The sequence below is a fragment of the Bradyrhizobium sp. 956_D2_N1_4 genome, assembly GCF_052076025.1.
Lineage (GTDB): Bacteria > Pseudomonadota > Alphaproteobacteria > Rhizobiales > Xanthobacteraceae > Bradyrhizobium > Bradyrhizobium barranii.
On sequence record NZ_CP197237.1, the window covers coordinates 1,021,693 to 1,034,242 of the forward strand.

Annotated in this window: 10 protein-coding genes; 6 read left to right on the plus strand and 4 right to left on the minus strand. The window is 64.6% G+C overall.

The features are described 5' to 3' along the window. Positions 1 to 73: 73 nt before the first annotated feature. From AB7535_RS04815 to AB7535_RS04830, 4 genes are all read left to right on the plus strand, one after another. Entirely contained in the window at positions 74 to 970 is an 897-nt protein-coding gene (locus AB7535_RS04815; RefSeq protein ID WP_085404427.1) for an SMP-30/gluconolactonase/LRE family protein, read from the plus strand. Positions 971 to 978: 8 nt separating this feature from the next. Continuing rightward, positions 979 to 1,818: an aldo/keto reductase gene (locus AB7535_RS04820; RefSeq protein ID WP_085404426.1), complete on the plus strand. Its 840-nt coding sequence runs from the start codon at positions 979 to 981 to the stop codon at positions 1,816 to 1,818. A 188-nt stretch (positions 1,819 to 2,006) separates the two neighbouring features. Then, positions 2,007 to 2,948 carry a DMT family transporter gene (locus AB7535_RS04825; RefSeq protein ID WP_085404425.1) on the plus strand — a complete coding sequence of 314 codons (942 nt, stop codon included), beginning with the start codon at positions 2,007 to 2,009 and terminating at the stop codon, positions 2,946 to 2,948. Positions 2,949 to 3,008: 60 nt separating this feature from the next. Next, entirely contained in the window at positions 3,009 to 4,088 is a 1,080-nt protein-coding gene (locus tag AB7535_RS04830) for a zinc-binding dehydrogenase (protein ID WP_085404424.1), read from the plus strand. On the opposite strand, the gene AB7535_RS04835 is transcribed toward AB7535_RS04830, so the two are convergent. From AB7535_RS04835 to AB7535_RS04845, 3 genes are all read right to left on the minus strand, one after another. Further along, positions 4,066 to 5,493, minus strand: a complete 1,428-nt coding sequence (locus AB7535_RS04835; RefSeq protein WP_085404423.1) for a TAXI family TRAP transporter solute-binding subunit — start codon at positions 5,491 to 5,493, stop codon at positions 4,066 to 4,068. The genes AB7535_RS04830 and AB7535_RS04835 overlap by 23 nt on opposite strands. A 51-nt stretch (positions 5,494 to 5,544) precedes the next feature. Next, complete coding sequence (ppk2, locus tag AB7535_RS04840; protein ID WP_085404422.1) at positions 5,545 to 6,465, minus strand: polyphosphate kinase 2; 921 nt, start codon at positions 6,463 to 6,465, stop codon at positions 5,545 to 5,547. 96 nt (positions 6,466 to 6,561) lie between these two features. Beyond that, a complete protein-coding gene (locus tag AB7535_RS04845; RefSeq protein WP_014497003.1) occupies positions 6,562 to 7,023 on the minus strand; it encodes an Lrp/AsnC family transcriptional regulator in 462 nt (153 codons plus the stop codon). Between the two features lie 135 nt (positions 7,024 to 7,158). Between AB7535_RS04845 and AB7535_RS04850 the strand changes: the two genes are divergently transcribed. Then, entirely contained in the window at positions 7,159 to 9,522 is a 2,364-nt protein-coding gene (locus AB7535_RS04850; protein WP_135216300.1) for a transketolase, read from the plus strand. Between the two features lie 269 nt (positions 9,523 to 9,791). Next, a complete protein-coding gene (locus AB7535_RS04855; RefSeq protein ID WP_085404420.1) occupies positions 9,792 to 11,222 on the plus strand; it encodes an aldehyde dehydrogenase family protein in 1,431 nt (476 codons plus the stop codon). A 276-nt stretch (positions 11,223 to 11,498) separates the two neighbouring features. Here the strand turns inward: AB7535_RS04855 and AB7535_RS04860 are convergent, their stop codons facing one another. Beyond that, positions 11,499 to 12,467, minus strand: coding sequence for an SMP-30/gluconolactonase/LRE family protein (locus AB7535_RS04860; protein ID WP_085404419.1), 969 nt, complete (start codon positions 12,465 to 12,467; stop codon positions 11,499 to 11,501). Positions 12,468 to 12,550: the final 83 nt, after the last annotated feature.

The window sequence follows — 12,550 nt, forward strand, 5'->3', positions numbered from 1 at the left end:
CGCCCAATCGACGCGCCAACGATTGTGCCCTATGTTGCCGCGATCCCCCTCCACATGCACAAAAACAACAATGATGTACCTGGAAACGCCGCCGCGCCTGATCGAAACCAAGATCTTCTCCGCCATGCCCGACCATTTCCGCCGCAAGGGCGTGCGGACCGATTGGGCCGATGCCAACCGGCCGGGTGTGCCGACCGATAGTTTCATCGAAGGGCCGTCGTTCGACAAAGACGGCAACCTCCATATCGTCGACATTCCCTTCGGCCGCATCTTCCGCATCGCGCCTGATGGCGCGTGGTCGCTCGTGATCGAATATGAGGGCTGGCCGAACGGATTGAAGATCGCGGCCGACGGCCGCATCCTCGTGGCCGACTACATGCACGGCATCATGGAACTCGACGCCGGGGCAGGGCGCATCAGGCCCATCCTGACCGCGCGCAATTCGGAATCGTTCCGTGGCTGCAACGATCTGCATCTCGCCTCCAACGGCGACATCTTGTTCACCGATCAGGGCCAGACCGGCCTGCACGACGCAAGCGGCCGTGTCTATCGCCTGACGCCGAGCGGCCGGCTCGATTGCCTGCTCGACACCGGCATCAGCCCGAACGGCCTGGTGCTCGACCCCAGCGAAACGGTGCTGTTCGTCGCCATGACCCGCGACAATGCGGTGTGGCGGTTGCCGTTCATGAAGGACGGCAGCGTGTCGAAGGTCGGCCGCTTCTGCTCGCTGTTCGGCACCAGCGGTCCTGATGGCATGACCATGGACGCGGCCGGTCGCCTGTTCGTCGGCCACGCTTCGCTCGGCCACGTCTTCGTGTTCGCGCCGAACGGAGAGCTGATCGCGCGGATCAAGTCGTGCGCGGGTCCGAGCTGCACCAATGTCGCCATCGGTGGCGCCAAGAAAGATCGGCTCTATATCACGGAGTCAGGGACCGGCAGCGTGCTGGTTGCGGATATCAGCGGACTGTGAGCTTTGACATGAACACAAAACCCTTCGGCAAGACCGGCGCGAACGTCTCCGTCATCGGGCAGGGCACCTGGTATCTCGACCATGGCGACCGCAAGCGCGCGATCGCGGCGCTTCAGCGCGGGCTCGATCTCGGCATGACCCACATCGACACCGCCGAGATGTACGGCGATGCCGAGCTCGTCATCGCCGATGCGATCGCAGGCCGCCGCGATGAAGTGTTCCTGGTTTCAAAGGTGCTGCCGAGCAACGCCTCGCGCGGCGGCACCATCACGGCGTGCGAACGCTCGCTGAAGCGGCTGAAGACCGATCGTCTCGACTGCTATCTGCTGCACTGGCGCGGTTCCTATCCGCTCGAAGACACGGTTGCCGCGTTCGAAGAGTTGGTGAAGGCCGGCAAGATCAAATCCTGGGGCGTCTCCAATTTCGACGCCGACGATCTCGACGAAATTCTCGACGTCTCCGGCGAAGGCCGCATCGCGTGCAATCAAGTGCTCTATCATCTCAAGGAGCGCGCGATCGAGCATGCGGTGATCCCGTGGTGCGAGAAGCGTGGCGTCGCTGTCGTCGCATACTCTCCGTTCGGCCACGACGATTTTCCCGCAAGCAACAGCAAGGGAGGCGCGGTGCTGGCACGTATCGCGGAGGCGCGTCGTATGACACCGCGGCAGGTCGCGCTGAGCTTCCTTACCCGTGCGACTACGGTGTTCGCGATCCCGAAGGCCTCGTCCGCGGAACATGCCGGCGAGAATGCGGCGGCCGGCGATCTCGTGCTGACGAAAGAGGAGATTTCGGCGCTCGATGCGGCGTTTCCGCGCGGTCCGAAGCCGCGCAGCCTACCCATGTTGTAGTGCACAAACGCCTATTATTAATGGAGTATTGACGCGCGGGGTCGTCAGCGCATATCGGCATCCTGTTTTCGGAAGTTGTGAAAGCGGCGCATTTGTCGTTTTTTACGATCGTTCCCGAATCGTCGTTTTCCCAGGTTCCAGCCGTGACACCGCCGCCCGCCGTAGCCGCAAGGCTCGACAGTATTCCCATGCCCGTGCCGGAGAAGAAGCAGGAGGTTCGCCGCGCGCCTGCGCGCGTCGATCATCCCTTCAAGGGCATCGCGCTGGTGCTGTTGTCGACGGTATTCCTCGGTTGTTCCGACGTCACCGCAAAGTATCTGTCGACGAGCCTGCCGTCGATCGAGATCACCTGGATCCGTTTCGTCACATTCGCGCTGATGTTCACGCCGGTGATGCTGCCGGGCTCGCCGCTGCATGCGATGCGCACCGATCGCCTCGGCCTGCAATTGATGCGCGGCGTCGCGCTGCTCGGCTCCTCGCTGTTCTTCATCACCGGTCTCCGTTTCCTCCCCATCGCGGAAGCCTCGGCCACCGGCTTCGTCTCGCCGCTGTTCGTCACCGCGCTGTCGATCATCTTCCTGAGCGAGACGGTCGGCATGCGCCGCTGGATCGCGACCGCGATCGGTCTCATCGGCGTGATGATCATCCTGCGTCCGGGCTCCAATGCGTTCCACGCCGCCGCGTTCTTCCCGATCATCTCGGCATTCTGCTGGGCTGCTGCGCTGATCCTGACGCGCATGATGAGCGGGCGCGAAGCCGTCCTCACCACCATGGCCTATTCGGCGCTCACGGGCGTTGCGATCCTCAGCCTGATGGTGCCGTTCGTCTGGGTGACGCCGAGCTGGACCGCGATCGGGCTCGGCATCGTGATCGGCGTCGCGTCCACCGTGGGCCAGTGGATCATCGTGCTGGCCTATCGCTACGGCGATGCCTCGGTGCTGGCGCCGTTCTCGTACACGCAGTTGCTGTGGGTCAGCATTCTGGGCTTCTTCCTGTTCGGCGAAGTGCCTGACGTCTGGACCGTCACTGGTGCTGCCTTCATCGTCGCCAGCGGTCTCTACATCGCCCATCGCGAGCGCATCCGCCGCGCCCAGCTGCTGGTGCTGGAAGAGCGTTCCCCGAACCCCTGACGCAAGTTCGCGCGTCCCGCTTCGTGCTATCAACGGCTCCAACAACACGGGAGGAGCCGGATGCGCGCTGCGATTTTCAGGAACGGTGAGATTGTCGTCGACCGGATGGCCGAGCCAAAGCCAGGTAACGGTCAGGTGCTGGTCAGGACGCTTGCCTGCGGCATCTGCGGCTCCGACCTTCATGCCCGCCAGCATGCCCCCCGCATGGTGGAGATGGCGAAGAAGACCGGCCGCAAGCCGATGGACCTCGCCCGCGACGTCGTGTTCGGCCATGAGTTCTGCTGTGAGATCGTCGATTACGGTCCCGGAACCGCGCGCAAGCTCAAGCCCGGCACCCGCGTCTGTTCGCTCCCAGCGCTCGTGACGCCGCAAGGCATCGAGGGCATCGGCTATTCCAACGACAATATCGGCGGCTATGCCGAGGCGATGCTGCTCAGCGAGCCCCTGCTGCTTGAGGTGCCCAACGGTCTCGCGTCCGAACATGCGGCGCTGACCGAGCCGCTCGCCGTCGGTGTCCACGCCGTGGCGAAAGCCAACATCCGGGGCGGCGAGGTACCGCTCGTGATCGGCTGCGGCCCGGTCGGGCTCGCGGTGATCGCAGCGCTGAGGATCAAGGGCCTGCATCCGATCGTCGCCGCCGACTATTCGCCGGCGCGGCGTGCACTGGCCGCAAAGCTGGGGGCCGATATCGTCGTCGATCCCAGGGTGACGCAGCCCTACGCGACCTGGGCCGAGCACGCGCAGATGTCGGAGGCCGAGAAGGCGGCGCGCCCGCCGTTGCAGGCCATGCTGCCGGCACTGAAGCCCGCAATCATCTTCGAATGTGTCGGCGTGCCCGGCCTGTTGCAACAGGTGTTCGAGGGCGCCCCGCGTGATGCGCGCATCGTGGTGGTCGGCGTCTGCATGGAGACCGACAGGAGCGAACCCATGCTCGGCATCATGAAGGAGCTCAATGTCCAATATGTGCTCGGCTACACGCCGGATGAGTTCGCAGCGTCACTGCGCCTGATCGCAGAAGGGCAGGTGGATGCGGCCGCGATGGTCACCGCCGAGGTCGGCCTCGACGGCGTCGCAAAGGCGTTCGCTGATCTCGCCAATCCTGAGGCGCACACCAAGATCATCGTGCAGCCGTGGAAATAGGGAACGGCTGAAGCACGCCGCCATCGGGTTTCGCGGCGACGTCGGCATCGCTCATCTGGGCGATCACGGCCCGGCGGTCGACGATCGCCTGATGGAATTGCGCCAGCACGAGACCGAAGGCGGTGAGGTCGCCGTCTTCGATGGCGCCGTCCTCGTGACAGGCCAGCGTCTCGCGCAGTATGTCGTCGGCTGCGCTCTGCATGGCGGCGAGATCGTCGAGCGACGTCGCCTCCCGCACGCTGGAGATCGCCGTCAGCAACCTGTCGCGATGCAGCGCGTTCTCGCTGCGCTCCTCGCGCCGTAGATAGTGCCGCAGCCACGCGGCCACCGAGCCGAAGCCCGAGAGCAGCAGCACTGCGCCCCAGATGTAGTCGCTGTACTTGTCCATGAAGCTGCGCTCGTTGCCGTCGATAAAGGCGGCAGCTCCTGGATGGGCCGGCAGCGCGGCGTCCTTGTCGGTGTCAGGCTTCTGGATGTGACTGGCGCCGGGTAAGTCCTTCACGAGCGACTGACGGACCGTAAACAGCTCGCGGGTGAAGGCAGCGACCGTGTCCTCGGACAGTGAAGCGGGCGCGACGATCAGATGATTGACGGCGATGGTGTCGATCTTGTCGTCCGGCCGCTGCGGCGTCGTGGAAAATGCGCTCGCGGGAATTTCCTCGGATTCGTAGAGCGGGTGCCGCTCGGCGATGGCGTCGGAGACGTCGACGGACAGGAACTTGGGCTCGCCGCGCAGGCGTGCGGTGGTGGCGATCGTGCTTGCGATCGCCTTGTCGCCGAGTGCGCCCACCATCATGAAGGCGTCGAGCGTTGAGTCCTGGGCCATCTCGGAGATGCGGTCGATACTGAACTGTGCGATCGTGACCTTCTGCGGGTTGACGCCTGACTCGGCGAGGATGACACGAAGCAGATTGAGATTGGCATCGCCAAGGCCGACGACACCGATGCGGCGCCCCGTGAGGGGGGCGATCTCCATGATCTTCGGCCTGGCGGCGCCCTTGCGCGCCGCTGGCGCCCACAACACCACGAAATTCCGCCGCAGGATCGCCACCGAATTGGTGTCGGCCGGCATGGCGAAGTCGCCGCGAGCCACCGCGAGGTCGGCCTTGCCGGCGCCGAGCAGATTGAGGCTTTGCAGTGTGCCGTCGGTCTCGATCGGCACGAGCCGCACCGCGCCACCCCTGGCGTCGAACGCCTTCGCCACCGCCGCAATCAGCGCCTGGTCGTCACTGCCGGCCGGCCCGACCGCGATGCGTAGCGTCGCCGGCTGCCAGAGCCAATAGGCGAGGGCAAGAACGACGGTGAGCACCGAGAGCACGCTTTCGAGCGCGAGCCACGGGCCAAAGCGATTCCGGCGGCGAGACGACGCGTCTCTCCTCACGCTCAGATCGCTCGGCACGGGCATCTCGCTTTCCTCATCGGCAAGCTCGCCCGACGGCAGGCGCGGCGGGTGCCGTCAGTATTTCGAAGGCACGTACATCTCCGGCGGAATCGGGCCGCGGTGATAGTCGGGATTACGGACGCGCGGCGGCAGCACCACGGGCACGCGGGCGACCTCCTGGTACGGCATCTGGCTGAGCAGATGCGCGATGCAGTTGAGGCGGGCGCGCTTCTTGTCGACGGCGTCGACGATCCACCACGGCGAATCCGGCAGATGCGTGTGCTCCAGCATCGTCTCCTTGGCCTTGGTGTACGCCTCCCAGCGGCTGCGCGCCTCGACGTCCATCGGGCTCAGCTTCCATTGCTTCAGCGGATCCCTGATGCGCATGCTGAAGCGGAACTGCTGCTCGTCGTCGGTGATCGAGAACCAGTATTTGACGAGAGTGATACCGGAGCGGATCAGCATCCGCTCGAACTCCGGCACCGTCTTGAAGAACTCCTGGTATTGCTCCTCGGTGCAGAAGCCCATCACGCGCTCGACGCCGGCGCGGTTGTACCAGCTGCGGTCGAACAGCACGATCTCGCCGCCGGCCGGCAAATGCGACACGTAGCGCTGGAAGTACCATTGCGTGCGTTCGCGCTCGCTTGGTGCCGGAAGCGCCGCGACACGGCAGATGCGGGGATTGAGCCGCTGGGTGATGCGCTTGATGACGCCGCCCTTGCCGGCGGAGTCGCGGCCCTCGAACAGCACCACGACCTTCTTCTTCTCGCTCTGCACCCAGTCCTGGAGCTTGACCAGCTCGCCCTGGAGCCGCAGCAGTTCCCGGAAATAGAGCCTGCGATCAACCGTCGGGCGGAGCGCGTCGGTCTCGTCCAGCAGCTCGTCGAGCCTGCTGTCATCGAGCTCCATCTCCAGCTCTTCGTCGAGATCGTCGGTCATTTCCCGGATGATGCGCTCGCGTTTGGCCATTTCAGGGGTGCGGTCGGATGCGGTCATGGGTCCTTCTTTCGGCAGGGTGCCTGTCGCCCGTGACCATCGGCGGGGTTTATTGCGCCCATGTGACACCGGTTCCGAAATAGCCCGGCGGGGCCGTCAGACCGGCAGGGCGATCGAATATTTGACCTGGCTGAGCGCGAAGCTCGACTCGATCGAGGCAATGCCGTCCAGCCGGGTCAGCTTGGTCTTCAGGAAGGTCTCGTAGGAGGCGAGGTCGGCCGCCACCACGCGCAGGAGATAGTCGCGGTTGCCGGTCATCAGATAGCACTCCAGCACCTCGTCCCATTTCGAGATCGCGCGGGCGAAACGATTCAGATCCTCCTCCTTCTGCCGCGCCAACTTGATCGAGATGAAGACGCTGACATGCAGCCCCAGCGCCTTCTGGTCGACGGTCGCGATGTAGCGGCTGATGACGCCGCGCTCCTCCAGCAGCTTGACCCGGCGATGGCAGGGCGACACCGAGAGCCCGACCTTGTCGGCGAGTTCCTGCATTGTCAGCCGGCTGTCGTTCTGGAGCAAAGCGAGGATTTTCCGGTCGATGGCGTCGAGGTCTGGCATTGGGATGAAACCTGTCTGAAGTGCTGATCCATTGGTAAAGTATCCCAATATTTGGAGGTATGGCGCGAAAAATTGAGAAGTTTGGCGCCGCCCGCGGGCGTATCATCGTCCAACCTGTTTCCGGGAGCCATTGCGATGCCCGTTGATACCGCCCGTCTGGACACATTGACCGCGCTGGCCCGCAAGGCGCTGTGGCTGTCGTCATGGACCATCCATCACGCCAACCACATCCGCGCCAACGCGGACGGGCTCAAGGTCGGGGGACACCAAGCCTCGTCTGCCTCGCTCGCGACCATCATGTCGGCGCTGTATTTCAGCGTGTTGCGCCCTGAGGATCGCGTTGCGGTGAAGCCGCATGCGAGCCCGGTGTTCCACGCCATCCAGTATCTGTTCGGCCGGCAGACTCGCGAGAAGCTGGAGAACTTTCGCGGCTTCAAGGGCGCGCAGTCCTATCCCTCGCGCACCAAGGATGTCGACGACGTCGATTTCTCGACTGGGTCGGTCGGCCTCGGCGTCGCGCAGACGCTGTTCGCATCGCTGGTGCAGGACTACGTCAAGGCGCATGGCTGGATGAAGGATCGCCGCGAAGGGCGGATGATTGCCCTCGTCGGCGATGCCGAGATGGACGAGGGCAACATTTTCGAAGCGCTCGCCGAAGGCTGGAAGCACGGCCTGCGCAACACCTGGTGGGTGGTCGACTATAACAGGCAGTCGCTCGACGCCGTTGTGCGCGAGGGGCTCTGGGAAAAGTTTGAGACCATGTTCCGCAATTTCGGCTGGGACGTGGTGATCGTGAAATATGGCCGCCTGATGCGCGAGGCCTTCGCCGAGCCCGGCGGCGAGGCGCTTAAAGCTTGGATCGACAATTGCCCGAACGCGCTCTACGCGGCTCTGTGCTTCCAGGGCGGCGCCGCCTTCCGCAAGCATCTGCACGACGAGATCGGCGACCAGGGCCCGATCACCAAGCTGATCGACAGGCGCAGCGACGAGGAGCTGCTGGCGCTGATGTCGAACCTCGGCGGCCACGACATGGCGAGCATGCTGGAGGCGTTCGAGTCGATCGATCACGATCGCCCGGTCTGCTTCATCGCCTACACCATCAAGGGCGTCGGCCTGCCGTTCCAGGGCCACAAGGACAACCACGCCGGCCTGATGACGGTCACGCAGATGGAGAAATATCGCGAGAGCCAGAACATTCGTGCGGGCCATGAATGGGACAAGTACGAGGGCCTCGCGCAGGACGCCGCCGAGCTCGACGCCTTCCTCGCGCGCGTGCCGTTCAACCAGGACGGCCGCCGGCTGACCGCGCCCGTGGTCGGGGTGCCCCAGCAACTCGCGTTCAAGCCGTCGCCGCAGATGTCGACCCAGCAGGGCTTTGGCCTCGTGCTGAACGAGATCGCGCGCGACGACAGCGAGCTGGCGAGGCGCATCGTCACGACCTCGCCCGACGTCACGGTCTCGACCAATCTCGGTCCGTGGGTGAACCGGCGCGGCCTGTTCGCGCGCGGCGAGAAGGCGGATTTATTCCGCAGCGAGAAAATTCCCTCCACGTTCAATTGGGACTTCTCGCCCAAGGGGCAGCATCTCGAGCTCGGCATCGCCGAGATGAACCTGTTCATCATGCTCTCGGCGCTCGGTCTGTCGCACCAGATCAACGGCGAGCGGCTTTTGCCGGTCGGCACGCTCTACGATCCCTTCATCGAGCGCGGCCTCGATGCATTGAACTACGCCTGCTACCAGGATGCGCGCTTCATGGTGGCCGCGACGCCCTCGGGCATCACGCTGGCGCCTGAAGGCGGTGCGCACCAGTCGATCGCGACGCCGTTGATCGGCATGGCGCAGGACGGGCTCGCCTCGTTCGAGCCGGCTTTCGTCGACGAGCTCGCCGTGATCATGGCGTGGGGCTTCAATCACATGCAGCGCGATCCGGGCGAGGGCGGCTCGGTCTATTTGCGGCTCTCGACGCGCAGCATCGAGCAGGCGCAGCGGATCATGACGCCGGAGCTTGCGCAGGGCATCACCGACGGCGCCTATTGGCTGCGCAAGCCGGGGCCCAATGCCGAACTCGTGATCGCCTATACCGGCGCGGTCGCGCCCGAAGCGATCGAGGCGACCGGCTTCATCGGCGAGAGCCGCCGTGACATCGGTCTGCTCGCGATCACCTCGGCGGATCGCCTGCATGCGGGTTGGACCGCTGCGCGGAAATTGCGGCGCGATCGGCGGGGTGTGCAGCATCTCAGCCACATCGAAAAGCTGCTCGCGCCGCTGCCGCGCGACTGCGGCATCGTGACCGTGATCGACGGCCATCCCTCCGCGCTCGGCTGGCTCGGCAGCGTCCGCGGTCATCGCGTCGAGGCACTCGGCGTCGAGCAGTTCGGCCAGACCGGCACCATCGCGGACCTCTACCGCCATTACGGCATCGATGCGAACGCCATCATCGATGCGGCCGAAAGCCTCACCACCGGCGCACCGGTGCTGCACCGGAAGATGGCGGTGTAGTTGAGGTAACTGCCCTGTCATTCCGGGGCGACGCGTAGCGTCGAGCCCGGAATCCATACTCCCGATCGTGGTTATGGATTCCGGGCCCGCGCCAAGTAGCGCGTCCCGGAATGACACCTGAGGGAGCCTTGCCTCGTTCCCGCCATCGGCTCATATATCCTCCGTCCGCAGCAACGCTGGCCCCGCATATGGCGGGTTCAATTGCCGGCGCTTTCGTGCAAGGATGCCTGCCGAAACGCCCCCTCCAAGCCCCCAAGAAGAGGTTAACGATGGTCAATCGCATGCAATTCTACATCGACGGCGCCTGGGTCGATCCCGCCGTCAAGAAGTCCACCGCCGTGGTCAATCCCGCGACGGAAGAGGCGATGTACGAGGTTGCGCTGGGCTCCAAGGCTGACGTCGACAAGGCCGTCACTGCTGCCAAGCGCGCCTTTGCAACCTTCTCCCAGACCAGCCGCGAGGAGCGCGTCGCGCTGCTCACGAAAGTCATCGAGATCTACAAGGGCCGCCTCAAGGAGATCGGCGCCGCCGTCTCCGACGAGATGGGCGCGCCGCTGCCGATGGCGGAGAAGCTCCAGGCCGGCGCCGGCCTCGGCCACCTCATGACCACGCTCGACGTGCTCAAGAACTATCATTTCGAGGAACCGGTCGGCACCGCCATGGTGCTGCGCGAGCCGGTCGGCGTGGTCGGCATGATCACGCCCTGGAACTGGCCGCTGAACCAGATCGCCTGCAAGGTTGCGCCTGCGCTCGCCGCCGGCTGCACTATGATCCTGAAGCCGTCGGAGTTCACCCCAACCTCGGCGTTGATCTTCGCGGAAATCCTCCATGAAGCCGGCGTGCCGAAGGGCGTGTTCAACCTCGTCAACGGCCTCGGCCCCGAGGTCGGCGCCGCTATGAGCGAGCATCCTGACATCGACATGATCTCGTTCACCGGCTCGACCCGCGCCGGCATCGATGTGGCCAAGCGCGCCGCGCCGACCGTGAAGCGCGTCAGCCAGGAGCTCGGCGGCAAGTCGCCGAACGTCATCCTCGAAGGCGCCGACCTGACCAAGGCGGTGACCGGCGGCGTGATGCACATGTTCAACAACTCCGGCCAGTCCTGCAACGCACCCTCGCGCATGATCGTGCCGCTGTCGAAGATGAAGGAAGTCGCCGCGATCGCGAAGGCTGTCGCCGATAAGACCAAGGCCGGTGATCCCCGCGCTGAAGGCACTACCATTGGTCCGGTCGTCAACCGCGGCCAGTGGGACAAGATCCAGGGCCTGATCAAGAAGGGCATCGACGAGGGCGCAACGCTCGTTGCCGGCGGCCCGGGCCTGCCCGAAGGCGTCAACAAGGGCTTCTACGTCCGTCCAACCATCTTCGCCGACGTCACCCCCGACATGACGATCGCCCGTGAAGAGATCTTCGGACCGGTGCTCACCATCATCGGCGCCAAGGACGAAGCCGAGGCCGTGCACATCGCCAACGACACGCCCTATGGTCTCGCGGGTTACGTCTCGGGCGCTTCGGTTGAGGACGCCAAGCGCGTGGGTCGCCAGATCCGCGCCGGCAACGTCAATCTCCAGGGCGTGCCCAACGACCGCACCGCGCCGTTCGGCGGCTACAAGCAGTCGGGCAACGGCCGCGAGTGGGGCAAGTACGGCCTCGAGGACTTCCTCGAAGTGAAGGCCGTTGCGGGCTTCAACGCGGCGTAAGTTTTTTCGCCTGAACAAGCATGACGCCGGAGCGGGAAACCGCTCCGGCGTTTTTCGTTTTGCTCCGTCGTCATTGCGAGGAGCGCAGCGACGAAGCAATCCAGGCTGTCTCCGCGAAAACAGTCTGGATTGCTTCGCTTCGCTCGCAATGACGGAGGAGGGACCTCGTTGGGTGGGCAAAGGAGCGTAGCGACGTGCCCACCATTCCGCGACGAACAAGAAGCGGTGGGCACGCTTTCGCTTTGCCCACCCTACGAGACCGTCTCTGCGGAACGCCTATCCCCCGACCGCGCCTTGCGTGTTCACATACAGCGCGTAGATCGACTGGCTTGCCGCCATGAACAGGCGGTTGCGCTTGACGCCGCCGAAGCAGAGATTGGCGCAGCGCTCGGGCAGCGCGATGCGGCCGATCATGACGCCGTCGGGCGCGAATACGACGACGCCGTCGAGCTCGGGATCGCCCATACCCCAGCCGCACCAGAGATTGCCGTCGATGTCGCAGCGCATGCCGTCGGGCGTGCCCGGGCCGGCATCGATGTGGACGCGCTTGTTGGAGATCGTGGTGCCGTCGGGCGAGACGTCATAGGCGAGGATTTTTCGGTTCGGCACGCCGCGCGATTCCACGACATACAGAATCTTCTCGTCGGGCGAGAAGCACAGCCCGTTCGGACCGAGCACGCCTTCGGCGACGATGGTCGCCTTGCCCGTTGCAGGATCGAGCCGATAGACGTTCGGCTCGATCTCGGGCTCCGCCTTGTAGCCCTCGTAATTGCCAAGCAGGCCGAAGGTCGGATCGGTGAACCAGATCGAGCCGTCGGACTTCACCACCACGTCGTTCGGCGAGTTCAGCCGCTTGCCGCCGAACGAATCCATCAGCACGGTGATGCTGCCGTCATATTCGGTGCGCACCACGCGGCGGCCGCCATGCTCGCAGGTGACGAGCCGGCCCTGACGATCCCTGGTGTTGCCGTTGGCGAAATTCGAGGGCTTTCGGAAGACCGAAACGGTTCCGGTCTCCTCCTCCCATTTGATGATGCGCTGGTTCGGGATGTCGCTGCACAGGAGATAGCGTCCGTCGCCGAACCACACCGGACCCTCGGCCCAGCGCAGGCCGGTCGCCAGCCGCTCCACTGCCGACAGCTTTAGCCAGTATTTTTCGAAGCGGGGGTCCAGTGCTTTTATCGCCGGATCGGGGTAATAGGTCGCCGGCCGCCAGCCTTGAGTGTGGGGCGATGCATCGTTCATGTGCAGGTCTCTTTGTTGCGTTCCCTCTGTCCAAGTCTGCTAGCATCAGTTATCTACGGCCGCAAATCGGTCACCACAGGCGA

Excerpts from the sequence above, each read along its gene's own strand:
- AB7535_RS04830 (WP_085404424.1), top strand. The coding sequence starts at position 3,009 with ATGCGCGCTGCGATTTTCAGGAACGGTGAGATTGTCGTCGACCGGATG.
- AB7535_RS04815 (WP_085404427.1), top strand. The coding sequence starts at position 74 with ATGTACCTGGAAACGCCGCCGCGCCTGATCGAAACCAAGATCTTCTCC.
- AB7535_RS04855 (WP_085404420.1), top strand. The coding sequence starts at position 9,792 with ATGGTCAATCGCATGCAATTCTACATCGACGGCGCCTGGGTCGATCCC.
- AB7535_RS04820 (WP_085404426.1), top strand. The coding sequence starts at position 979 with ATGAACACAAAACCCTTCGGCAAGACCGGCGCGAACGTCTCCGTCATC.
- AB7535_RS04845 (WP_014497003.1), bottom strand. The coding sequence starts at position 7,023 with ATGCCAGACCTCGACGCCATCGACCGGAAAATCCTCGCTTTGCTCCAG.
- ppk2 (WP_085404422.1), bottom strand. The coding sequence starts at position 6,465 with ATGACCGCATCCGACCGCACCCCTGAAATGGCCAAACGCGAGCGCATC.
- AB7535_RS04825 (WP_085404425.1), top strand. The coding sequence starts at position 2,007 with ATGCCCGTGCCGGAGAAGAAGCAGGAGGTTCGCCGCGCGCCTGCGCGC.
- AB7535_RS04850 (WP_135216300.1), top strand. The coding sequence starts at position 7,159 with ATGCCCGTTGATACCGCCCGTCTGGACACATTGACCGCGCTGGCCCGC.
- AB7535_RS04835 (WP_085404423.1), bottom strand. The coding sequence starts at position 5,493 with ATGCCCGTGCCGAGCGATCTGAGCGTGAGGAGAGACGCGTCGTCTCGC.
- AB7535_RS04860 (WP_085404419.1), bottom strand. The coding sequence starts at position 12,467 with ATGAACGATGCATCGCCCCACACTCAAGGCTGGCGGCCGGCGACCTAT.